Source organism: Streptomyces rubradiris (genome assembly GCF_016860525.1).
Taxonomy (GTDB): domain Bacteria; phylum Actinomycetota; class Actinomycetes; order Streptomycetales; family Streptomycetaceae; genus Streptomyces; species Streptomyces rubradiris.
The window spans coordinates 1367604-1390746 of record NZ_BNEA01000001.1; the positions used below are offsets into that span (position 1 = coordinate 1367604).

17 protein-coding genes are annotated in these 23143 nt (G+C 73.6%); 3 read left to right on the plus strand and 14 right to left on the minus strand.

Going from position 1 to position 23143, the window contains the following annotated elements:
- Positions 1–17: 17 nt before the first annotated feature.
- From Srubr_RS06395 to Srubr_RS06420, 6 genes are all read right to left on the minus strand, one after another.
- On the minus strand, positions 18–566 hold the full coding sequence (locus Srubr_RS06395) for a hypothetical protein (protein WP_189996053.1): 549 nt from the start codon (positions 564–566) through the stop codon (positions 18–20).
- Positions 551–1684 (minus strand): ParA family protein, encoded by a 1134-nt coding sequence (locus Srubr_RS06400; protein WP_189996052.1) that lies wholly within the window; start codon positions 1682–1684, stop codon positions 551–553. Before Srubr_RS06400 ends, Srubr_RS06395 begins: the two co-directional genes overlap by 16 nt.
- 425 nt (positions 1685–2109) lie before the next feature.
- Positions 2110–3234, minus strand: coding sequence for an alanine dehydrogenase (gene ald / locus Srubr_RS06405; protein ID WP_189996051.1), 1125 nt, complete (start codon positions 3232–3234; stop codon positions 2110–2112).
- A 135-nt stretch (positions 3235–3369) separates the two neighbouring features.
- Positions 3370–5445 (minus strand): tetratricopeptide repeat protein, encoded by a 2076-nt coding sequence (locus Srubr_RS06410; protein ID WP_189996050.1) that lies wholly within the window; start codon positions 5443–5445, stop codon positions 3370–3372.
- 164 nt (positions 5446–5609) lie between these two features.
- Positions 5610–6236 carry an NUDIX domain-containing protein gene (locus Srubr_RS06415; RefSeq protein ID WP_189996049.1) on the minus strand — a complete coding sequence of 209 codons (627 nt, stop codon included), beginning with the start codon at positions 6234–6236 and terminating at the stop codon, positions 5610–5612.
- An 87-nt stretch (positions 6237–6323) separates the two neighbouring features.
- Positions 6324–7973: a CTP synthase gene (locus Srubr_RS06420; RefSeq protein WP_189996048.1), complete on the minus strand. Its 1650-nt coding sequence runs from the start codon at positions 7971–7973 to the stop codon at positions 6324–6326.
- A 542-nt stretch (positions 7974–8515) separates the two neighbouring features.
- Between Srubr_RS06420 and Srubr_RS06425 the strand changes: the two genes are divergently transcribed.
- Together Srubr_RS06425 and Srubr_RS06430 are read left to right on the plus strand one after the other, a co-directional pair.
- Positions 8516–10318: a glycoside hydrolase family 15 protein gene (locus Srubr_RS06425; RefSeq protein ID WP_189996378.1), complete on the plus strand. Its 1803-nt coding sequence runs from the start codon at positions 8516–8518 to the stop codon at positions 10316–10318.
- An 84-nt stretch (positions 10319–10402) separates the two neighbouring features.
- Positions 10403–11767, plus strand: coding sequence for an FAD-binding oxidoreductase (locus Srubr_RS06430; protein WP_189996047.1), 1365 nt, complete (start codon positions 10403–10405; stop codon positions 11765–11767).
- A gap of 15 nt (positions 11768–11782) precedes the next feature.
- Here the strand turns inward: Srubr_RS06430 and Srubr_RS06435 are convergent, their stop codons facing one another.
- Positions 11783–13396, minus strand: a complete 1614-nt coding sequence (locus Srubr_RS06435; RefSeq protein ID WP_268257583.1) for a flavin monoamine oxidase family protein — start codon at positions 13394–13396, stop codon at positions 11783–11785.
- A gap of 9 nt (positions 13397–13405) precedes the next feature.
- Positions 13406–14914 carry an APC family permease gene (locus Srubr_RS06440; protein ID WP_189996046.1) on the minus strand — a complete coding sequence of 503 codons (1509 nt, stop codon included), beginning with the start codon at positions 14912–14914 and terminating at the stop codon, positions 13406–13408.
- A 224-nt stretch (positions 14915–15138) separates the two neighbouring features.
- Between Srubr_RS06440 and Srubr_RS06445 the strand changes: the two genes are divergently transcribed.
- A complete protein-coding gene (locus Srubr_RS06445) occupies positions 15139–16785 on the plus strand; it encodes a PucR family transcriptional regulator (RefSeq protein WP_189996045.1) in 1647 nt (548 codons plus the stop codon).
- A gap of 234 nt (positions 16786–17019) precedes the next feature.
- Here Srubr_RS06445 and Srubr_RS06450 read toward each other — a convergent pair whose 3' ends face one another.
- From Srubr_RS06450 to Srubr_RS06475, 6 genes are all read right to left on the minus strand, one after another.
- Positions 17020–18174: a glycosyltransferase family 4 protein gene (locus Srubr_RS06450; protein ID WP_189996044.1), complete on the minus strand. Its 1155-nt coding sequence runs from the start codon at positions 18172–18174 to the stop codon at positions 17020–17022.
- A 305-nt stretch (positions 18175–18479) separates the two neighbouring features.
- Positions 18480–19232, minus strand: a complete 753-nt coding sequence (locus Srubr_RS06455; protein ID WP_189996043.1) for a hypothetical protein — start codon at positions 19230–19232, stop codon at positions 18480–18482.
- Positions 19233–19306: 74 nt separating this feature from the next.
- Entirely contained in the window at positions 19307–21049 is a 1743-nt protein-coding gene (gene recN / locus Srubr_RS06460; protein ID WP_189996042.1) for a DNA repair protein RecN, read from the minus strand.
- A gap of 39 nt (positions 21050–21088) precedes the next feature.
- Positions 21089–22006 (minus strand): NAD kinase, encoded by a 918-nt coding sequence (locus tag Srubr_RS06465; RefSeq protein ID WP_189996041.1) that lies wholly within the window; start codon positions 22004–22006, stop codon positions 21089–21091.
- Positions 22003–22818 (minus strand): TlyA family RNA methyltransferase, encoded by an 816-nt coding sequence (locus Srubr_RS06470; RefSeq protein WP_189996040.1) that lies wholly within the window; start codon positions 22816–22818, stop codon positions 22003–22005. Before Srubr_RS06470 ends, Srubr_RS06465 begins: the two co-directional genes overlap by 4 nt.
- 23 nt (positions 22819–22841) lie before the next feature.
- On the minus strand, positions 22842–23123 hold the full coding sequence (locus Srubr_RS06475) for a hypothetical protein (protein WP_189996039.1): 282 nt from the start codon (positions 23121–23123) through the stop codon (positions 22842–22844).
- Positions 23124–23143 lie beyond the last annotated feature (20 nt).

Genomic DNA, 23143 nt, shown 5'->3' on the forward strand with positions numbered 1-23143 from the left:
GCCCCCGCAGGCTATCGCTACCGCCCGCGCAGCCGGCGTACGAGGATGCTCGCGTCCCCGCGGGACTCCAGGTCGGCCAGGACCACGGCCACCGCCTCGCGGACGATCCGCCCGCGGTCCACCGCGAGCCCGTGCTCGCCGCGGAGCACCAGACGAGCGTGCTCCAGGTCCATCAGCTCTTCGGCCGAGACGTAGACGGTGATCTTCTCGTCGTGCCGCTCGCGCCCGCTGGGCCGCCGGGTCGCCGACCGCCCGCGCTTGCGGGGCTGCGCGGCGGCCGGGGCCTCCTGCGCCGCCTGACGGCGCACCGGGCGGCTGCGGGACTCGCCGGTCTCGGCGGGCCCGGCGTCCGCCGCCACGTGCTCCGCGCCCTCTCCGTCGCCGCCTCGCACGGGTACCGACGGCGGTACGTCCTCCCCGGCGGCCGTCTCGTCGCTCTCCCCGGCGGGAGCCGGCACCCGGGCCTCACCGCCCGCCGCGCGCCGGGGAGTGGACGGCTGGAGCGCCATCCCTCCTGTCGTACGGAAGAGTTCGTCGGCCCCGGGCAGACTCACTCGGCGTGACACCGGGCGAGCACCTCCCTGGCGAGCTGGCGGTAGGCGGCGGCACCGACGGAGTTGGAGGCGTACGTGGTGATCGGCTCACCGGCGACCGTGGTCTCCGGGAAGCGGACCGTGCGGCCGATGACCGTGTGGTACACGTGGTCGTCGAAGGCCTCGACCACGCGGGCCAGCACCTCGCGGCTGTGGACGGTGCGCGAGTCGTACATCGTGGCGAGGATGCCGTCGAGCTCCAGGTCGGGGTTGAGCCGCTCCTGGACCTTCTCGATGGTCTCGGTCAGCAGGGCCACACCGCGCAGCGCGAAGAACTCGCACTCCAGCGGCACGATCACCTTGTGCGCGGCCGTCAGGGCGTTGACGGTGAGCAGGCCGAGCGAGGGCTGGCAGTCGATCACGATGTAGTCGTAGTCGGGCAGCAGCGGCTTCAGGGCCCGCTGGAGCGTGGACTCGCGCGCGACCTCGGAGACCAGCTGGACCTCGGCGGCCGACAGGTCGATGTTGGAGGGCAGCAGGTCCATGTTGGGGACCGCGGTCTTCAGCAGGACCTCGTCCGCGGACATGCCCCGCTCCATGAGCAGGTTGTAGACGGTGAGGTCGAGCTCCATCGGGTTCACCCCGAGCCCTACCGACAGCGCGCCCTGCGGGTCGAAGTCCACGAGCAGCACGCGCCGGCCGTACTCCGCGAGCGCGGCGCCCAGGTTGATGGTCGACGTCGTCTTGCCGACGCCGCCCTTCTGGTTGCACATCGCGATGATCTTCGCGGGGCCGTGGTCGGTCAGCGGGCCCGGGATCGGGAAGTAGGGCAGCGGGCGCCCGGTCGGGCCGATGCGCTCACGGCGCTGACGGGCCGCGTCGGGCGCGAGCGTGGCCGCGTACTCCGGGTCCGGCTCGTACTCGGCGTCGGGGTCGTAGAAGTGCCCCTCGGGCAGTTCGTCGTAGTCGGCGAAGTGGTTGTGGGGCGCGCCACTTCCGTCGCCGGCCATGGCGTTCACGTGATGGCCATCCATGCTCTGGTGTGCTGTCCCGGCCGTCCGCGGACCGGAACTCTGGTGGGCTGCGAAGGTGCGCACAGCTACGGAGCCGACAGCCTCGAATCCCGCGGGGCCCTGGCCCCGGACCGGCATTCCTGGTTGACCACCCCCGGGAGAAAATGTCGACTCATTCACAAGTCGTCTTACCTCCTTGGTGACCAGGAAACTTCTAGACAAGGTCAGCGTGGCACCATGCCGACGGTTGGCGACTCTATGGCGTGTCGGCGGTCCGCAGCAACACAATCCGCCGGACCCGGCAGGATGTGTCGGCAATGAAACATGTCGCTGTCAAGGGCGTACGGCCGTCGCACAGCAGGTTTCCAGGGTGTGCGAATCGGTCGAAGCGTTACGTTCGAGGCGAGTTGACCGAGAGCCGCAAAGTGACCATACACACATCCGGCCGGACCTTGTCGGGCAAGGTCCGGCCGGGTGCGCGGGATTGACGAGACGTGTTGACGAATCGCCTTTTGGCGGGTGGTGACTTGACGACTCACCCGGTCGTGACCTGCTGACGCAGGTCAGCCGAGCAGCGACTCCAGCTCGACGTGGGGCAGGCCGTGGGCCTCCGCGACCTCCTTGTAAACCACCTTGCCGTCATGGGTGTTGAGACCCTTGGCGAGCGCGGCGTCGCGGCGCAGCGCCTCCACCCAGCCGTTGTTGGCCAGCGAGACGATGTACGGCAGCGTCGCGTTGGTGAGCGCGTTGGTGGAGGTGTTGGGCACGCCGCCCGGCATGTTGGCGACGCAGTAGAAGACCGAGTTGTGCACCTTGAAGGTCGGCTCGGCGTGCGTGGTGGGACGGGAGTCCTCGAAGCAGCCGCCCTGGTCGATCGCGATGTCGACAAGGACACTTCCGGGCTTCATCCGGGCCACCATCTCGTTGGTGACCAGCTTCGGGGCCTTGGCGCCCGGGATGAGGACCGCGCCGATGACGAGGTCGGCGTCGAGGACGGCCTTCTCCAGCTCGAAGGAGTTGGACATGACGGCCTTGACCTTCGTGCCGAAGATCTTGTCGGCCTCGCGCAGCTTGTTGATGTCGCGGTCGAGCAGGGTCACGTCGAAGCCCATGCCGATGGCGATCTGGGCGGCGTTCCAGCCGGAGACACCGCCGCCGATGACGACCGCCTTGGCCGGGGTCACGCCCGGGACGCCGCCCGGCAGCACGCCGCGGCCGCCGGCCGCGCGCATCAGGTGGTAGGCGCCGACCTGCGGGGCCAGCCGGCCCGCGACCTCGGACATCGGGGCGAGCAGCGGCAGCGCGCGGTTCGGCAGCTCGACGGTCTCGTAGGCGATGGCCGTGGTGCCGGAGGCCAGCAGCGCGTCGGTGCACTCCTTGGAGGCGGCCAGGTGCAGGTAGGTGAAGAGGGTCTGGTCCTTGCGGAGGCGGTGGTACTCCTCCGCGATCGGCTCCTTGACCTTCAGCAGCAGGTCGGCGCTCGCCCAGACCTCGTCCGCGGTGTCCAGGATGGCGGCACCGGCGGAGACGTACTCCTCGTCCGTGATCGAGGAGCCGAGGCCGGCGCCCCGCTCGACGACGACCTGGTGGCCGTTGCGCACCAGCTCGTGCACACCGGCGGGGGTGATGGCCACCCGGAACTCGTTGTTCTTGACCTCGCGGGGGATGCCGACCTTCACGTCGATCACGGTCCTTGGCTCAGAGGGTATGGGGGTGCATTACAGACGTACCCAGACATGCGGGGGCATACCGGGAGACACCGCAGGAGAGTGCGGCAGAGCCAGTCTAATGAAGGTGTTCGAGCTGTCTAGCCTTTCATTGCATCAATCTTCGCTGGATGCGGTGCGGATTTCGCAGGCGTTAGCGTCTTGTTCCGGCCTCGCGTCGTCCTCCGGCCGCTCCTCGGCCAGCATGCGCTCCGCCGCCGCCCGGTGCAGCCGGGCCGCCGCCGGGTCGCCGAGGCGGTCCAGGGTGTCGGCCAGCCGCAGCTGCACCGCGGCCTGGAGCCGGGCGTCCTCGGCCCGCCGGGCCCACTCGACTGCCTCCTGGCAGGTGCGCAGCGACTCCTCGGGCCGTCCCGCGTACTCCTGCACCCGGGCGATCTCGCTCAACGCCCGTGCGCTGGCGGCGACATCGCCGCTCCTGCGGTAGCCGGCCAGGGCGGCCCGCCAGTTGCGCAGCGCCTCGCCGTAGCGGCCGGCGTAGGTGTGGGCGGTGGCGATCCTGCCGTACAGCCGGGCGGCCTCCGGGACCTCGCCGCGGGCCAGCCGCTCGGCCAGCGCCCGGCCGAACCAGTCGGCGGCCCGGTCGTGATCGCCCAGTTCCTGGTGGGCGCCGCCTACGGATTCCATCGCGCGGCCCGTGGCGTACGGGTCATTGGCCTCCCGCCCGGCGTCCAGCGCAGCCCGGTAGCGGGCCAGCGCCTCCCGGGTGCGGCCGGTCTGCGCGTCCAGGTCGCCCAGGTTCAGCAGGGCCGCGGCCTTCTCCCTGGGCAGCCCGCGCCGCTCGGCGACGTCCAGCACCAGGCTGTGCACCCCGTACAGGTCGGCGGCGGCGGCCTGGGTGCCGACATGGGCCGCCAGGGCCCGCACCAGCTGGGACATCAGCCGGCGGGCGAGGGTGTCCAGCTCGCCGTCGGCCACCGCGAGGCGCACCGAAGCCAGCAGCGCGGGCCGCCGGATGCGCAGCCAGTCGGCGGCGGCCCGCGGGTTCGGGAAGCGCAGGGCGGGCGGCATGCCGTTCAGCTTCTCCCGGGCCTGCGGGCTGTCCGTCTCGGTGATCGCCCGGCAGGACTGGAGCAGCCGCACCGTCCGCTCCAGCATCCGGGCCCGGGCCAGCTGGAGCTCGGCGGGCCGCTCCTGGGCCTCGGCCAGGGCGCGCAGCAGCGGGTGCAGCCGGCCGGGGACCTCGTACTGGGGCAGCGGGGAGTCCACCGCGCGCAGCAGACCGAGGGCGGTGAGGTCGTCCAGGGTGGCGCGGGCGGCGTCGACCGAGCAGCCGGCCAGGGCGGAGGCGGTGTGCGGGTCGGCGAGGCCGGCCGGGGCGAGACAGAGCAGCCGCAGCAGCCGGGCGGCCGGTCCGGGCAGCTGGTCGTGGACGAGCCGGAAGACGCGGGACAGCGGGGTCGCCTCGGCGCCCTCCGTGCCCTCCTCGGTGGCCGCGTGCAGCCGCTTGGCCAGGTCGGAGACGGTGGCCTTGGGACGGGCCGCGAGCCAGCCGCCGGCCAGCACCAGGGCGGCCGGGTGGCCCTGGCACGCCTCCACCAGGCTCTCCGCGGCGCGCGGGTCGACGGTGACGCGGACGGCGCCGGCGTAGCCGGTGAGCAGGTCCACCGCGGACTTGGTGTCGAGGCCGCCCAGCGTGCAGGGGCGGACGTCGGCGATCCCGGTGAGCGGGCCCCGGGAGACGGCGACCACCAGGCAGTCCGGGGCCTCGGGCAGGAGCGCGTCGACCTGGTCGGCGCCGGCCGCGTCGTCCAGCAGCAGCACCGCCCGCCTGCCCGCGAGGGCCGCCCGCAGGGCCGCGGCGAGGTCGTCCTCGGCGGCTCCGGCGGGGGCGGGCAGGTCCAGCGCCTCCAGCAGCGCGCGGGCCGCCCGCTCGACAGGCACCGGGGTGCCGTCGGGCTCGCTGAGCCGGGCCCGCAGCACCCCGCCCGGGTAGCGGCCGGCGACCCGGCGGACGAGTTCCTCGGCGAGGCTGGTACGGCCGGAGCCGGGGCGGCCGGCGATGAGCAGGACGCGCGCGCGGGGCGCCTTGCGCCCGGAGAGGGTGTCCAGGCCGGCCCGCTCGATGTCGGCGCGCAGTTCCTTCAGCTCCCGGGCCCGGCCCAGGAAACGGTCCTTCGGGGCCGGGGGCGCGGACAGCTCCGCACCGTCTGGGTCCACCGCCTGTTCCGTCACGGGCCACACTCCCGTCCCACCGCACGCGCAAGCCCGCCGGTGTCTTCCGGTACGGGCGTTTGCAGAGCCTAGTTCACGCTCTGCGACGTACCCGGAGGAGCGCGGCGAACGCATCGCCCGATCGGATCAGGCGATGGTCACACCAGTGGTCCGGACGGGTCCGGTCAGCTCTCGAAGGGGCGCGCGGGCCAGGGCGCGTCGGCCGGGCGCAGGGCGTCCAGCCCGTCCCCGCCGCGGGCGGCGACCAGGGACAGCACGCCGACCACGAGACAGTTGTTGTGCACGTCCCCGGCCAGGATTCGGCGCACGAGTTCGTCGACCGGCACGCGCGCGTGCTCCATGTCGGTCTCCTCGTGCTCCGCCGCGAAGCGCTCCCCGTCGGCATCGGACAGCTCGCGGGCGAGGAAGATCCGCACGGCCTCGTCGCAGCCGCCGGGGGTGGTGTACACGTCGGTCAGCACCCGCCAGTCCTCGGCCTTGACGTGCGCCTCCTCGTACAGCTCTCGCTGGGCGGCGTGCAGCGGGTTCTCGCCGGGCACGTCCAGCAGGCCGGCCGGGATCTCCCACAGCTTGTGCCGCACGGGGTGGCGGTACTGGTTGATCAGCAGGACCCGGTCCTCCTCGTCCAGCGCGAGGACGGCGACCGAGCCGGGGTGGACCTGGTAGTCCCGGCTGACCACCGAGCCGTCGGGCATGACCACCTCGTCGGTGCGCACGGAGGTCTTGTTGCCCGTGAAGGGGGTCTCCGTGGACCGGATCTCCCACTCCGCACGGGTGTCCTTGATCGTCATGCCCTGTTCCTTCCGCATACGCACAGTGAAACCGGGGTGCCCACCTCCTACGAAGGTACGCACCCCGGCCACCGTACAACCGGCGTGTTACTTGGAGTTCTTCCGCTCGACGGCCGCCTTCACCAGACCGGCGAACAGCGGGTGCGGGCGGGTCGGCCGGGAGCGCAGCTCCGGGTGGGCCTGGGTGGCGACCAGGTACGGGTGGACATCGCGCGGGTACTCCACGTACTCCACGAGCTTGCCGTCGGGGGAGGTGCCGGAGAAGACGATGCCGGCCTTCTTCTCCAGTTCCGCGCGGTAGGCGTTGTTCACCTCGTAGCGGTGGCGGTGGCGCTCCTCGACGTACTCCTTGCCGTCGTAGACCTCGCGGACGATGGAGCCCTCGGCGAGCTTGGCCGGGTACATGCCGAGCCGCATCGTGCCGCCCATGTCGCCCTCGCCGGCGACGATGTCCATCTGCTCGGCCATGGTGGAGATCACCGGGTGGGCGGTGGCCGGGTCGAACTCGGTGGAGTTGGCGTCGGGGACGCCGGCCAGGTTGCGGGCGGCCTCGATCACGATGCACTGCAGGCCCAGGCACAGGCCGAGCAGCGGGATCTTGTTCTCGCGGGCGTACTTGATCGCGCCCACCTTGCCCAGCACGCCGCGGTCGCCGAAGCCGCCGGGGATGCAGATGCCGTCCACGCCCGCGAGCTGCGCCTTGGCGCCGGCCGGGGTCTTGCAGTCGTCGGAGGTGACCCACTTGATCTTCACCCGGGCGCGGTTGGCGAAGCCGCCCGCGCGCAGCGCCTCGGTGACCGACAGGTAGGCGTCGGGCAGGTCGATGTACTTGCCGACCAGGGCGAGAGTGACCTCGTGCTCGGGGTTGTGGACGCGGTCGAGCAGGTCGTCCCAGGTCGTCCAGTCCACGTCCCGGAACGGCAGGTCCAGCTTGCGCACCACGTAGGCGTCCAGGCCCTCGGTGTGCACGACCTTGGGGATGTCGTAGATCGAGCGGGCGTCGGGGCAGGCGACCACGGCGGCCTCGTCCACGTCGCACATCAGGGAGATCTTCCGCTTGATCGCGGTGGGGACCTCCCGGTCGCAGCGCAGCACGATCGCGTCGGGCTGGATGCCGATGTTGCGCAGCGCGGCCACCGAGTGCTGGGTGGGCTTGGTCTTCAGCTCGCCGGAGGGGCCGATGTAGGGCAGCAGCGAGATGTGCACCACGAAGACGTTGTCCCGGCCGACCTCGTGGCGGACCTGGCGGACGGTCTCCAGGAACGGCAGCGACTCGATGTCGCCGACCGTGCCGCCGACCTCGGTGATGACCACGTCGACCTCGTCGGTGGCCATGCGCCGGATGCGGTGCTTGATCTCGTTGGTGATGTGCGGGATGACCTGCACGGTGTCGCCCAGGTACTCGCCGCGCCGCTCCTTGGCGATCACGGTGGAGTACACCTGGCCCGTGGTGACGTTGGCGGAGCCGTCCAGGTCGCGGTCGAGGAAGCGCTCGTAGTGACCGATGTCCAGGTCGGTCTCGGCGCCGTCGTTGGTGACGAACACCTCACCGTGCTGGAAGGGGTTCATCGTGCCCGGGTCGACGTTCAGGTACGGGTCGAGCTTCTGCATCACGACACGCAGGCCCCGGGCCTTGAGCAGCATGCCCAGGCTGGAGGCGGTCAGACCCTTGCCGAGCGAGGAGGCGACACCCCCGGTGACGAAGATGTGCTTGGTCGTCGTGGATTTGGGCGGCATGGCCAAGAGGGGGCTCCCGTGGTCGCTGGCGGTGATGCGGTGCGGCTTCCGTCCCGGAGAGTTCCGGGGGTGCCGTCGCTGCGGTTCGGGGGGTTTTCTCCCACCGGTCCACGGGCTACCAGCGTATCAGCGCCTGAGCGAGATGGCTTCCGGCCACGCTCCGCGCCCGCCCGGGCACACCATGAGAACACCGGAGTCACTCTGGCAACTTTCGCACCCGTGCGGGCACACGGTTCTCACCCGGCGCTCACTCGTTCGGCCCATACGGGTTGTCCGGAGCGGCACCCGGATCATCTGCACGCGTCGTATCCTGCTCGGACACTCACTGCCGAGCCCGGCCGGTAACGACGGCACACCCCCGCCTGCACCAACCCGGAACAACGAGAGCGCGGCAGTTCGTTGAGCAAGGACTGTCGTGTTGCCTCAGGGCTCGGCGGGCTGCTTTGCTTCACCGCTCAACGACACACAACAACGACCCTTGACCGCACTAGCGACAGCCCCCTGCGCGGGGGTGTGACGTGGCCGTTCGACTGGAGTTGCACGTGGCCGGGCGCATCGAAGACTACGCACTCATCGGAGACATGCAGACCGCCGCACTGGTCTGCCGGGACGGCACGGTGGACTGGCTGTGCCTGCCCCGCTTCGACTCGCATGCCATCTTCGCCGGCCTGCTGGGCACCGAGGAGCACGGCTTCTGGCGGCTCGGCCCGGCGCACGCGGCGGACGCCAAGCCGCCCACGGCCGCCCGGCGCGGCTACCGCGGCGACTCGCTGATCCTGGAGACCGAGTGGGACACCCCGCGCGGCACCGTACGCGTGACCGATTTCATGCCCCCGCGTGACGGTGCCCCCCAGCTGATCCGGATCGTGGAGGGCGTCACCGGCCGGGTGCCGATGCGCTCCGCGCTGCGGATGCGGTTCTCCTACGGCCGGGTGGTGCCGTGGGTGCACAGGCACGAGGGCCGCACGGTGGCCGTCGCCGGACCCGACTCGGTGTGGTTCGACACGGAGGCCGAGACCTACGGCAAGGCGCTGACGACCTACGCCGACTTCACCGTGGCCCCGGGCGACCGCATCGCCTTCACCATCTCCTGGCAGCCCTCGCACAAGGAGCCGCCGCCGCTGCCGGAGCCGGAGACCTCGCTGGAGGCCACGGAGGACTTCTGGCGCGAGTGGGTCGAGCACTGTACGTACCACGGGCCCTACCGCGAGGCGGTGATCCGTTCGCTGATCACCCTCAAGGCGCTGACGTACGCCCCCACCGGCGGCATCGTCGCCGCCCCGACGACCTCCCTGCCCGAGGACATCGGGGGCGTGCGCAACTGGGACTACCGCTACACCTGGCTGCGGGACGCGGCGATCACCCTGTCCTCACTGCTGCGCACCGGCTACCGCGAGGAGGCCCGCGCCTGGCGCGAGTGGCTGCTGCGGGCGGTCGCCGGCGACCCGGAGAACCTCCAGATCATGTACGGCATCGCCGGCGAGCGGGAGCTGGGCGAGGCCGAGCTGGACTGGCTGCCGGGCTACGAGAATTCCGCCCCGGTCCGGGTCGGCAACGGCGCCGCGCACCAGCTCCAGCTGGACGTGTACGGCGAGGTCACCGAGGCCCTGCACCTGGGCCACATGACCGGTCTGGCCCGCAACGACTACGCCTCCCTGCTCCAGCTGAAGCTGATCCGCTACCTGGAGGACCACTGGCAGGAGCCGGACGAGGGCATCTGGGAGGTGCGCGGCCCGCGCCGGCACTTCGTGCACTCCAAGGTGATGGCCTGGGTCGCGGTGGACCGCACCATCAAGCTGATCGAGTCCGGGGACGCGGACGGCCCGCTGGAGCGCTGGCGCGAGCTGCGCGACGACATCCACCGGGACGTGTGCGAGAAGGGCTACGACAAGGAGCGCAACACCTTCACCCAGTCCTACGGCTCGAAGGAGCTGGACGCCTCGCTGCTGCTCATCCCGCAGATGGGCTTCCTGCCGCCGGACGACAAGCGGGTGATCGGCACCATCGAGGCGATCCAGCGCGAGCTGTCCACCCCGGACGGGTTCATCCTGCGCTACCCCACCGAGGGCGAGGACGCGGGCGTCGACGGCCTGCCCGGCGACGAGGGCGCCTTCCTGGCCTGCTCGTTCTGGATGGCGGACGACCTGGCGATGATCGGCCGGGTGGACGAGGCCCGCAAGCTGTTCGAGAAGCTCCTCGCGCTGCGCAACGACCTCGGGCTGCTCGCCGAGGAGTGGGACCCGCGGCTGAAGCGGCAGGTGGGGAACTTCCCGCAGGCGTTCAGCCACGTGCCGCTGATCGACACGGCACTGCGGCTGACCGCGTCCGGCGCGTACGGGGGGTGAAGGCCGTCGGTCGGCCGCGGGTCCGTCGTGGCCGGTCGCGCAGTTCCCCGCGCCCCTTCGGGGCGCTCCGCCTAGGCTGACGACGTGGCTTTCCGTTCCACGGCGCACTCGGCACTCGCCGCCCTCCGCTCGGATCTGGCCGGCGAGGTGTTCGCCCCGTGGGACCCCGGCTACGACGCGGCCCGCGCGGTGTTCGACGCGCGGGACGGCCGGCGGCCGGCGGTGATCGCCCGGTGCGCGGACGCCGCCGACGTGGTGCGGGCCGTCCGCTTCGGCCGGGAGCTGGACCTGCGCATCGCGGTGCGCGGCGGCGGCCACGGCGCTGCCGGCACGGCGGCGGCCGACGGCGCGCTGGTGGTGGACCTGAGCCGGATGCGCCGGGTGACCGTCGACCCGGTGGCCGGGGCGGCCCGGGTCGAGGGCGGTGCCACGACGGGCGACCTGGACCGGGCGGCCCTGCCGTACGGACTGGCGACCACCGGCGCGCGCTCCCGCACCACCGGTGTGGCCGGCTTCGTCCTGGGCGGCGGCACCGGCTGGCTGGACCGGCTCTTCGGGCCGGCCGTCGACAACCTCCTCGGCGTGGAACTGGTGACCGCCGATGCCGAGCGGGTGCGCGCGAGCGCCGACGAGCACCCCGAGCTGTTCTGGGCGCTGCACGGCGGGGGCGGCAACTTCGGTGTCGCCACCGCGCTCACCCTGCGGCTGCACGAGCTGCCGCGGTTCTCCCTCGCCCTGCTGCGCTACCCGCCCGGGTACGGAGCGGAGGTGGTCCGCGCCTTCCGGGAGGTCTTTTGTACCGCGCCGGACGAGCTGGGCGGCGCGGTGCTGTACCAGGCCGGGCCGCCCGCACCGGCGGGCGGCCCGCGGTGCGCGGCCGTGCTGACCCACGCCGGCGGCACGGACCGGCTGCGCGACCTCGCCGGGCCGCTGCGCGCGCTGCCGCACGCGGCCGGGCCGGCCGGCGACCTGCCGTACACAGCGGCGCAGCGCCTGCTCGACACCCCGCCCGGGCTGCGCCACCACCGGTCGGCCCGGTGTCTGACCGGGCTGCCGCAGGAGGCGGTGGACGCCTTCGGCGCGGGCGGGGAGGGCCTGCCGGCGGCGACCTGCTCCCGGTATCTGCTGTTCCCGCAGGACGGGGCGGTCGCCGCCGGGCCGCGCGGCTACCCGGTGGCCTGGCGTGACGCCCCGTGGACCGCGCACCCGTGCGCACTCTGGGCGGACCCGGCGGACGACGAGCGGGCGCTTCGCTGGGTCCGGGAGGCGTGCGCCGCCTTGGTGCCGTGGAGCACCGGGGCCGTGTGCCTGAACCTGATCGGCGACGAAGGCCCGGAGCGGGTCCGGGCAGGGCTGGGCGCGGGGAACCTCCTGCGGCTGGAGAAGGTGAAGCGGCGCTACGACCCGGACAACGTCTTCCGCTGCAACCACAACATCCGGCCCGTGTGAGGCCCCGGCCCCCGGTCAGCCCAGGGCGGCGATCACCTCCCGCGCCGCCCGCTCGCCCTCCCGCGCGCCGCCTTCCATGAACCCCTGGAAGTCGTAGGAGCAGTGCTCGCCGGCGAGGTGGATGCGGCCCTGGGCCGTGCCCTCGTAGCCCGCGTACCGGTGCAGGTACCCCACCGGCCAGTACGAATAGGCGCCCAGGGAGTACGGGTTGAGGTGCCAGGCCGACAGCTGGGCGCGTCCGGTCCAGGCGGCCGACGTGCCGGGGAAGAAGGCGTCGATGTCCTTCAGGTAGCGGGTGGCGAGGTCCTTGACGTAGGGGTCGCTCTCGTACGAGAAGGGGCCCGTCGGCGTCAGCGACCTGGCGCGGCTGCCGCCGCCGTACTGGATGAGGATGCCGCCGGTGCCGGGCTGGACCTTGGTGGTGTCCCAGGTCTGCTGCACGCCGAGGTCGGTGAAGCAGTCGCCCGCGGACACTCCGGGCCAGGGGCCAGTGCCGCGCCAGGGGCGGCCGGTGAACTGCATGTTGAGCTTGGTGCAGTGGCCCATGCGGGCGTCGCGCAGCAGGCTGGTCATGCGGGGGTCGAAGCCGGCTCCGCTCAGGTCCAGCCGTTGGAGGACCGGCAGGGGCACGCACAGGATGGTGTGGTCGGCGGTGACCGTGCGGGTGCTGCCCGCCTCGGTGAAGGTGAGGGTCTGGGTGCCGTCGGCGCCGGCCCGCACCGCCTGGAGGGACCAGCCGTGCCGGATGGTTCCGTCGGGCAGGGCGCCGGCTATGGCCCGCGGGAGCCGGTCGTTGCCGCCGACGATGTGGTACCGCTCGTCGGACAGGCCCCAGACGTTGAAGTGGCCCGGGTTGGGCTGGTAGCCCATGAGCAGGACGAGGGCGAGCGAGGACTGCTCGGTGGTGTCGGCGCCGTACTCGACGGCGTAGGCGACGTCGAAGAAGCGGCCGAGCGGGGAGGCGTGGCCGCCCGGCACCCGCGTCTCGACCCACTCGTACAGGGACAGGTTGTCCAGGGCGGTGCCGGCCGGGGTGGTCCGGTCCCAGGTGACCTCGCCGGCGGCCTGGAGGTCCGCGCGCAAGGCCTGGTAGACGGCCTTGAAGTCCTCGTCGGCCCGGTCGCGCGGGTAGTAGGCGCCGTCGAACCAGAGGACCTCTTCCGCGCCCCGGGGACCGCCGCCGGCGAAGTCCTCGACCGGCAGGGAGAAGCGGCGGCACAGTTCCAGCATCTTTTTGTGCCCGGTGTCGATCAGCTCGCCGCCGATCTCCGAGGTCTGTCCCCAGGCCCAGTGGTCGCGCTGGGTGTACATCCGGCCGCCGACGCGGGAGGGGTGGGCCTCGTAGAGGGTGCAGGCGTATCCCGCGTCGCGCAGGGTGAGGGCCGCGGTCAGTCCGGCGATCCCCGCGCCGACGACGGCGACGCGGGGCGCGGACGCGGCGGCGGCCGGTGCCGGGCCGGTCACGGCGGCCGTCGCGGCAGCCGTCACCGCGGCCGTGCCGGCGGCGCCCTTGAGGAAGGTGCGCCGGCGCACGGCCCGTGCCTCGGCGACGGGCAGACCGAGCCGCCGGGCGGCGGCGTGGTCGGCGGTGAGGGTGCGAAGGACGTGCATGAGCCGTGTTCGGGACACGGTGCCTCCTCAGGCGTTGGCGGGGGCTTGCTCTACGTCGTCGTCCGTGCGCTCGGCCGCGTCCTCCAGGACGATCCGGCCGATGACCTCGTACCGTTCCGGCCTGCGGGCCCGCAGGTACAGGCCGAGCCCGAGGCCGCCGAAGAAGACCACCCCGACGATCCACGGGATGGCCTCGAAGAAGAGCGAGCCGGCCGCCGTACCGGCCGCGGTGTCCATGTTGACCACCAGCAGCACCACGACGGCGGCCATGCCGAGGCCGCCGAGCAGCGGCGCGGTCAGGGTGCGGAACCAGTGCCGGTCCTCGGGGTGGTTGCGGCGGAAATAGCCGATGACGGCGAAGGAGCAGAGCGTCTGCACGATGAGGATCGCCATCGTGCCGAGGATCGCCAGCAGCGTGTACAGGTGGATGTACGGGTCCTGCCCGGTCGCCCAGAACGCGCCGACGATGACGACGGCGATGACGGACTGGGCGAAGGAGGCGAGGTACGGCGACCCGTGGCGCGGGTGGGTGCGGCCGAGGGCGGGGTGCAGGAAGCCCTCGCGGCCGATGGCGTACAGATAGCGGGCCGCGCACTGGTGGAAGGCCATGCCGCAGGCGAACGAGCCGGTGATCAGCAGCCACTGGAAGGCGTCCACCGCCCAGGCGCCGATGAAGCCGCGCGCCGGGTCGAAGAACAGGTCGAGGGGGCTCGCGCCGGCGGAGACCCGTACCGCGCCGTCGAGGCCGTTGCCGGCGATGGTCATCCAGGAGACGTAGATGTAGAACAGGCCGACGCCGATGACCGAGATCAGGGTCGCGCGCGGGATGACGCGCTTGGGGTCGCGGGACTCCTCGCCGTACATCGCCGTCGACTCGAAGCCGACCCACGACCAGAACGCGAAGAACAGGCCGAGGCCCGCGGAGGTGCCGGTGAAGGCGTTCTTGGGGTTGACCGGCGCGACGGGGATGCCGTCCGGACCGCCGCCGCGCAGCAGTACGGCGGTGGCGACCGCGAAGAGCACCGCGATCTCGGCGACGAGCAGCACGCCGAGCGCCTTGGCGGTCAGGTTGATGTCGAAGTACGACAGCACGGCCGTCACCAGCAGCATCGCGGCCGCGTAGGCGGCCCACGGCAGGTCGGCGCCGAGCTGGTCGCGGACGGTGGTCCGGGCGAAGTAGGAGAAGACGCCGACGATGGACGCCTCGAAGACCACGTAGGCGAGCACGGCGAGCATGCCGGAGGCCATGCCCGCGATGCGCCCCAGGCCGTGCGAGATGTAGCCGTAGAAGGCGCCGGCCGCGGTGATGCGGCGGGCCATGGCGACGTAGCCGACGGAGAAGACCGCCAGCACCAGCGTCGCGAAGAGATAGCCGGCCGGCGCTCCGGTGCCGTTGCCGAAGCCGACGGCGATCGGCAGGTTGCCGGTCATCGCGGTGATCGGCGCGGCGGTGGCCACCGCCATGAACACCACGCCCACCAGTCCTACGGAGTCCGCCTTGAGGCGCTGTACCTCTCGCGTGGGTTTCTCTGTCATTCCCGCCCCTCATGTGGTGCTCGCGCAACGAAATCCGAAGGTCAAACGGCGGTTCTTGTACGGGTTGCGACAGTGTGCCGGGACGGTGACGTACACCACAACAGGCAGTCGGTCGGGTAATCGCGGGCCGGGGGCGACGCAGTGTCGCCCGCGCGGGGCCGGTGACCGCCGCCGTGATCGCTCGGAGATGTCACCGAAACGTGTGCACGGGTAGCGTCCGCTGCATGGACAGCCGTACGGACCACCGACTCGACACCCAGGGCGCCGGCATCACCGTGCAGCGGGCACTGGAGCTGCCCGGACTGCGCAGCGGACTGCCGGAGATCCTGGCGGGCGCCGACCGGCTCGGCCGCACCGTGCGCTGGGTGCACGCGGGCGAGGTCCCGAACATCGCCTCGCTGCTCAAGGGCGGCGAACTGCTGCTCACCACGGGCTACGGCCTGGGCACCCGGCCGGCCGAGCAGCGGGCGTTCGTGCGGACCCTGGCCGAGCGGGGCATCGCCGCGCTGGTGGTGGAGCTGGGCCCGCGCTTCGGCCGGCTGCCGGCGGCGCTGGTGGACACGGCGCGGGCGGCCGGTCTGCCGCTGGTCCAGCTGCACCGCGAGGTGCCGTTCGTGACGGTGACCGAGGAGATCCACACCGAGATCGTCAACGGCCACTACGCGCTGCTCCAGCGCGCCGAGGAGGTGCACCGGCGCTGCACCGAGGCGTTGCTGGGCGGCGGCGGGGTGCCGCAGGTGCTGTGCATCCTGGCCGACTTCAGCGGCAACCCGGTGTTCCTGGAGACGGCGGACGGCCGGCTGCTGTACGCCGCCGGGGCCGGGCCGGAGGGCGCCGATCCGCTCCAGGTGTGGGAGGGGCTGCGCGGCCCGCACAAGGAGGCCCCGCCGCCGGCCGGCACGGTGCTGGTGGACGTGCCCGGCGGCGGCCCCGGCACGGCGGGCTCGGTACGCGCCCGGCTGGTCCTGCTGCCGGTCCGCGCGACGCCGGCCCCGGTGCACCGGATCGCCGCCGAGCGGGCCGCGGGCATCCTGGCCGTGGTGCTGATGCAGGCCCGGCAGGAGGAGGAGCTGGCGGCGCGCGGGCGCGGGGACTTCCTCACCGATCTCGCCGAGGGCCGGATCGCGGCGGAGGACGCCCCGGCGCAGGCCCGGGTGCTCGGCTTCAAGCCGGGCGACAGCCCGCTGCTGCCGGTGGTGATGCGGATCGGGGACACGCTCTCGCCCGGTGGCGGCTGGGCGGTGCTCGCCCGGGCGGTCTCCGAGGAGCTGGCCGCGGTGGGGGTGCCGGTGCTGCTGGGCGTACGGCCGGTGGAGGGCCGGGTCCTGGTGCTGGTCGGGCTGCGCTCGGAGGCGGAACGGACGGCGGTCGCGGACCGGGTCGCGGCGGCGCTGCGGGCCGGGGTGGAGCGGGCCGGGATGCGGCGGCCGGGCTCGCCGCCGCCGGTGGTGGTGGTCGGGGTGGCCGGCGGCTGGGCGGCGGCCTCGGCGGGGCTGCGGCACGCGGCGGAGACGGCGACGGCCGCCCAGGGCCTGACCGACCGGCCCTGGTACGACGCCCGGCGCCTAGACATCGACCTGCTGCTGTGGCGGCTGCGCGACCACCCGGACCTCGCGGCCTTCGTGGACCGGGCGATCGGTCCGCTGCGCGAGCACGACGGGCGCTCCCGGCCGCCGCTGCTGCCGACGCTGGAGACCTACCTCGCGCACGCGGGCCGCAAGGCGGAGACGGCCCGCGAGCTGCACCTCAACCGTCAGACGCTGTACAACCGCCTGGCCCGCATCGGCGAGTTGCTGGGCACCGACCTGGACGACCCGCAGACGGTCCTGGCCCTGAGCCTGGCCCTGCGGGCCCGCCGGCACGTTCCCTAGCGGCCTCCAGGGTCCTGTCGTCGAACTCCCGCCGTCCGCCCGTAGCGGGCCGCGCGGCGTCAGGTGCGTGCTCCGGGGGTCCCCCGGCCGGAGGCTGGGAGTGCCGGGCCCTTCCCCTCGTACTGGGCGTACTTGGATCTGGGCCCGGTGCGGCGAGTGGGGGTGCCCCCTGCTCGAAGAGCTTGGGGGAGCGTGCGTGGCGTCGCGCGGCAGGCGGGAGTGTGACGACAGGGCCTAGGCCAGTGGCCTGGGCTGGGTCAGCTCGTCGTAGACGCTGAGGACCTGGGCGACGGTCTCGTCCTCGGTCGGCCAGGTCGCGCACTGCCGGGCCGCGCGCTCGCGCAGCCGGGCGCGCCGCCCGGGGTCGGCGAGCAGTTCGAGGACCGTCTCCGCGAGGGCCACCGGATCGCCGTACGGGACGAGTTCGGCCGCGTCGCCGACGAGGTCGGGGATGCCGCCGACCCGGGTCGCGACGAGCGGCACGCGCGCGTGCAGCGCCTCCTGGGCGAGGACGGACCGCGATTCCCATCTGCTGGTGATCAGGGCCAGGTCGGCGGCGGCCAGCAGGTCGGGTACGTCGTCGCGGCGGCCGACGAGCCGCACCGGCAGCTCCTCGTCCTCGATCCGCCGCTGGAGCACCGGCCGCAGCGGCCCCTCCCCCGCGATCACCACCAGCGGCACCGGGTCCCGCTCCCGCCACCGGCGGGCCGCGTCGAGCAGGACGTCGTAGCCGCGGTGGCGGTCCAGGGAGCCGACCGCGAGCAGCAACGGGCGGCCGATCGCGCCGAGTTCGGCGCGGACCTTGGACCGTTGCCGGTCGGGGTCGTCGTGGTCGGCCGCCTCGTCGGGGCCGTCGGGACGGCGCCGGCCGGGCAGGGCGACCGGGGCGAGCCGGGCGTCCCGCGCGCCGGTCCGCCGGGCGCGGTCGACCAGGTCGGGGCTGGTGCCGAGGACGACGGCCGCGGTGCGCGTCACCCGCCGTTCCAGCATGCGCAGCAGCTGGGCCCGCGGTCCCTCCGCGTGGGCGCGGTCGTGCCAGGTGACCACCAGCGGGGTGGTGCGCCCGCCGAGCGCGAGCACGGACCGGAAGGAGGCGTGCAGCCCGTGGGCGTGCACCAGGTCGGCGTGGGCGCAGGCGGTGCGGAGGGCGGCCACGGAGACGGGGTCGCTGCTGCGCGGTACGTGGACGTGGTCGGCGCCGGTGCCGCTGAAGTCGTAGGCCCGGTCGGCCTCGGTGGGGGCGCACACCGTGACCCGTACGCCCCGCGCGACCAGTCCCTCGGCCAGGGAGCGCACATGCGCGCTGCTGGCGGCGTTGGCTCCGCCGAGCACCTGCACGGTGCGCAGCGGCGGCCGGCCGTGCGGTGCGTTGCTGCTCAGCGGGCTCACGGGGCCAAGGCTCCTGGTTCGTGGACGGTCACGAGAAGGCGCGTGGGGCGGTCACGGGAAAACGTACAGAAGGTTGGGGGCTCAGGGGGGCGGAAGAGCGCAGCCCGCGCGCCTCCCCGGCGGACCGTCGGGGCCCGCTGTCCGCCCGCGTTCCCCGCCAAGCATGCCAGGGCACACGGGCGTTCAGGGAAGTTCCGGGAGGGCGCATCGTGCGGCGGGCCGGGGCAATGCGCCGGAGCACATCACCCACATGGGTGAGGGAGAGCCTGCCCCGCACGGGCGGTACGCGCGGACATACGGCGAGGTCAGCCGGGCAGGGTACGCGCCAGGGCGCTCACCCGGTCCCCGCAGCAGGCAGCGGCGACCAGCGCCACGGCGTGCGCGAGCAGTCCCGCGCGCCGGTTTCCCGCCACCACGGCCGCCCCCAGCGCGGCGCCGAGCGCGTGTGCCCCCGTGTCCCCGAGCATCACCCGCTGCCTCGCGTCGTCGGGCAGCACGGCCGCCGCGGCGCCCATCGCCCCGGCGGCCAGCCGCGCCCCGGGCCCCTGGCGCAGCAGCCCGGGGGCCCCGAGCGCGAGCACGGCGCCGGCGGCCCGGCCCGGCCGTACGTCGAGCAGGTTCACGAGATGGGCGCTCCCGGCGATGACGACCCCGGCGAGCAGCTTGTCGGCCGGCCGCTCCTTCAGCACGGCGCCCGCGGCCAGCCCCGCCGCCGAGATCCCGAACAGTTTCACGGCCCCGCTGGTGATCTCCCCGTGCCGCAGCGCCCGCAGATGGGCCCGGAACCCGCGCCGGTGGTCCCCGGCGACGTCGTCGTACGCCCCGCACACCCCGGCGGCCAGCACCGCGGCCCCGGCCGCGGGGTGCACCCGCGCGGCGGCGATCCCGGCCCCCACCGCCACGGCGGGCCCGGCGTACAGCCCGACGGACCGCCCGGCGTGGTTGGTCCGCTCCCAGCGCGCGCGTCCGCCGGGCGGGGCGGCGCGCAGCACGGCCTGCCCGGTCCGGGTGAGCGCGGCGGCGAGGAGCAGGGGACGGCACGTTCGCTTGACGATCATGCCGCCCACCTTAGAAAACGGCTCAGGACCGGGCCGCACCCGGGAAACGTCCCGGGACTCCCCGGCCGCCCCCGCTACACCTCCGCCCTCGCCGTGGCCAGCAGTTCCTCCGCGTGGGCGCGGGCCGCTTCGGAGTTCTCCTGGCCGGCCAGCATGCGGGACAGCTCGCGGACGCGTTCCTCGCCCTCCAGGACCTTGACACCGGAGCGGGTCACGGAGCCGTCGTTGGTCTTCTCCACCAGCAGCTGACGGTCGGCGAACGCGGCGACCTGGGGCAGGTGGGTGACCACGACGACCTGCGCGGTCTTGGCGAGCTTCGCCAGGCGCCGGCCGATCTCGACCGCGGCTTTGCCGCCGACCCCGGCGTCCACCTCGTCGAACAGGTACGTCGGGACCGGGTCGGTGCCCGCGAAGACCACCTCCACCGCGAGCATCACCCGGGACAGCTCACCGCCCGAGGCGCCCTTGGCGATGGGCCGCGCCGGGGCGCCCGGGTGCGGGGCGAGCAGCAGCTCGACCTCGTCCACGCCCGACGGGCCGTAGGCGACCGTGCGCCCGCCGACCTCGACGCCCTCGGGGTCGTCGGTCTGCCGGATGTCGAAGGACACGCGCGCGTGGGGCATCGCCAGCGAGGCCAGCTCGGCGGTGACGGCCGCGGCGAACCGCTGGGCGGCCTCGGTCCGCGCGTCGGTCAGCCGCTGCGCGAGGACGCCCAGTTCGCCCCGCAGCGCGTCGCGCTCGGCGGTCAGCTCGGTGATCCGCTCGTCGTCGCCGTCCAGCTCGGTGAGCCGGGCGGCGCCCTGCTCGGCCCAGGCGAGGACCGCGTCGATGTCCTCGCCGTACTTGCGGGTCAGCGCGGTCAGTGCGGCCCGGCGTTCCTCCACGGCGGCCAGCCGCAGCGGGTCGGCGTCGAGATCGTCGGCGTATCCGGCCAGCTCACCGGCCACGTCGGTGAGCAGGATGCCGATCTCCCCGATCCGGTCGGCGAGCGCGGCCAGCGCCGGGTCGTGGGCCCGTACGGCCTCCAGGGCGCGGTGGGCGCCCGCGACGAGGGTCGAGGCGTCGATCCCCTCGGGGTCCTCCGGGTTGCCCGCGAGAGCGGCGTGCGCGGCCGTCGCGGCGGACGACAGCGCCTCGGCGTGCCCGAGCCGCCCGGCCTCCTCGGCCAGCTCGGCGTCCTCGCCGGGCCGGGGCTCCACGGCGGCGATCTCGTCGAGCCCGTAGCGCAGCATGTCGGCTTCCTGCGCCCGCTCCCGCGCGCGCGTGGTGATCTCCTCAAGCTCGGCGGAGACGGCCCGCAGCCGCCGGTAGGCCCCGGTGTACTCGGCGAGCGGCACGGCGACGGCGTCGCCCGCGTACCGGTCGAGCGCCTGCCGTTGCCGGGACAGCTTCAGCAGCCCCTGCTGGTCGGTCTGCCCGTGCACGGCCACCAGGTCGTCGGCCAGCTCGGCGAGCAGCCCGACGGGGACGCTGCGCCCGCCCAGATGCGCCCGCGAGCGGCCCTCGGCGGAGACGGTACGGCTGATCAGCAGGGCGCCGTCGTCCAGTTCGGCCCCGGCCTCCTCGGCGCGTGCGACGGCGGCGGCTCCGGGGGGTACGGCGACCCGCCCCTCCACGACCGCCTTCTCCGCCCCGATCCGCACGAGCGCCGGGTCGGCCCGGCCACCGAGCAGCAGCCCCAGGCTGGTGACCACCATGGTCTTGCCCGCACCCGTCTCACCGGTGACCGCGGTGAACCCCGGTGACAGTTCGACGACGGCATCGTCGATGACCCCGAGCGACCGTATCCGCATCTCCTCCAACACGGAACAGACCATACGAGGTCCGGGGCGGCCAGCGCACATGGCCCGCCTGTGTCACTCCGAGGAGTGGTGCGGCGCTCCCCGCCACCCCGTGGTCGGCAGGGCGAACTTCGCCACGAGCCGGTCGGTGAACGACGAGTGGTGCAACCGGGCCAGCCGCACCGGCACCGCCCCCCGGCGCACCTCCACCCGCGCCCCGGGCGGCAGCTCGACCGTGCGCCGGCCGTCGCACCACAGCACGCCCGGCGGGATGTGCGGCAGCACCTCCACCGCGAGCACCGAGTCCGGGGAGGTGACCAGCGGCTTGGCGAACAGCGCGTGCGCGCTGATCGGCACCATCAGCAGCGCCTCCACCTCCGGCCAGACCACCGGGCCACCGGCGGAGAAGGCGTAGGCGGTGGACCCGGTGGGCGTGGACAGGATCACCCCGTCGCAGCCGAACTCCGACACCGGCCGCCCGTCGATCTCCAGCACGACCTCAAGCAGTTTCTCCGCGCCGGCCTTCTGCACGGCCGCCTCGTTCAGCGCCCAGTCGGTGTGCACGATGTCGCCGTTGCGGTGCACGACGACGTCGACGGTCATCCGCTCCTCGACCTCGTAGGACCGGGCCACCACGCGGTCCACCACCCGGTCCAGGTCGTCCCGCTCGGCCTCCGCGAGGAAGCCGACGCGCCCCAGGTTGACGCCGAGCATCGGCACCCCGGAGGCCCGCGCGAACTCGGCCCCGCGCAGCAGCGTGCCGTCGCCGCCCAGCACGATCAGCAGCTCACAGCCGTCCAGGCACTGCGCGGTGGCCTCCTTGACGAGGTGCACCTCGTCCGGGAGCGGCAGGTCGCACGCCTCCTCCTCCAGCACCCGCACCCCGATGCCATGCCGCAGCAGGCCCTTGACGACGAGTTCCGCGCTGCGGATCGCCGCGGGCCGCCCGGTGTGGGCGAGCAGGAAAACGGTACGCCCATGGTTCTGTGTCAACGCGGCCCCTCCGCCACTGCACGGTCGACGTCGGCCGGGTCCACCCGGGGTGCCCCCGCCCGCAGCCAGAGAAAGTACTCGACGTTCCCCGAGGGCCCGGGCAGCGGGCTGGCGGTGACCGACCGCACCCCGAGGCCCAGCTCCCACGCCTGCTCGGCCACTTTCCGCACGGCCTCGGCCCGCAGCTCGGGACTGCGCACGACACCGCCGCTGCCCAGCCGCTCCTTGCCCACCTCGAACTGCGGCTTGACCATCATCACCAGATCGGCGTCCGGCGTCGCGCACCCCTTCAGGGCGGGCAGCACCAGTCCGAGCGGGATGAAGGACAGATCCCCCACGACCAGCTCCACCGGCTCCCCGTCGATCGCCTTCAGCGTCAACTCGCGTACGTTCGTACGGTCCTTGACGGTGACGCGTGCATCCTGCCGCAGGGACCAGGCGAGCTGCCCGTAGCCTACGTCCACGGCGACGACATGGGCGGCGCCCGCGCGCAGCAGGACATCGGTGAAGCCACCGGTGGACGCTCCGGCGTCCAGCGCGCGCCGGCCCTCGACCACGAGCCCCTGCGGCACGAAGGCCGCGAGCGCGCCGGCCAGTTTGTGCCCGCCCCGGGAGACGTAGTCGGGATCGCTGTCGTCGGCCTGGACGACGATGGCGGCGGCGGTCTCCACCTGCGTGGCCGGCTTGGTCGCCACGGTCTTGCCGACGGTGACCCGCCCGGCGGCGATCAGCTGGCTGGCGTGCTCGCGCGAACGGGCGAGCTTCCGGCGGACCAGCTCCGCGTCGAGACGGCGGCGTGCGACTCCTGCCACGTTCGGTTCAGCTCCTGCTCTGGTTACGGTCTGCTGGGGTACGGCGTCGGGGGCGCCGGAGGTTCCGGGCGGGCGTCGAGCGCGGTGAGCGCGTCGCGCAGCCCCCGGAGTACATCCTCGTACACCTCCGCGTGTCCGTCGGTGGCGAGGTGGTCGGCGTCGGCCAGCCGCTCCAGGCACGCGTCGACGCCCGCGTCGCCGGTCGGCGTGCGCGGGATGCCCAGGGGGGCCGGGGCGGCGGGCTCGGACGCCCGGTCGGGTTCGGCCGGCGCCGCCGTACCGGCCTCGGACACGGTCTCGCTCATGCCCCGACGCTACCCCGAAC

Coding starts and splice junctions, on each gene's coding strand:
- Srubr_RS06400 (WP_189996052.1), bottom strand. CDS start 1,684: ATGCCGGTCCGGGGCCAGGGCCCCGCGGGATTCGAGGCTGTCGGCTCC.
- Srubr_RS06415 (WP_189996049.1), bottom strand. CDS start 6,236: ATGACGATCAAGGACACCCGTGCGGAGTGGGAGATCCGGTCCACGGAG.
- Srubr_RS06420 (WP_189996048.1), bottom strand. CDS start 7,973: ATGCCGCCCAAATCCACGACGACCAAGCACATCTTCGTCACCGGGGGT.
- Srubr_RS06440 (WP_189996046.1), bottom strand. CDS start 14,914: ATGACAGAGAAACCCACGCGAGAGGTACAGCGCCTCAAGGCGGACTCC.
- Srubr_RS06445 (WP_189996045.1), top strand. CDS start 15,139: ATGGACAGCCGTACGGACCACCGACTCGACACCCAGGGCGCCGGCATC.
- Srubr_RS06455 (WP_189996043.1), bottom strand. CDS start 19,232: ATGATCGTCAAGCGAACGTGCCGTCCCCTGCTCCTCGCCGCCGCGCTC.
- recN (WP_189996042.1), bottom strand. CDS start 21,049: ATGGTCTGTTCCGTGTTGGAGGAGATGCGGATACGGTCGCTCGGGGTC.
- Srubr_RS06475 (WP_189996039.1), bottom strand. CDS start 23,123: ATGAGCGAGACCGTGTCCGAGGCCGGTACGGCGGCGCCGGCCGAACCC.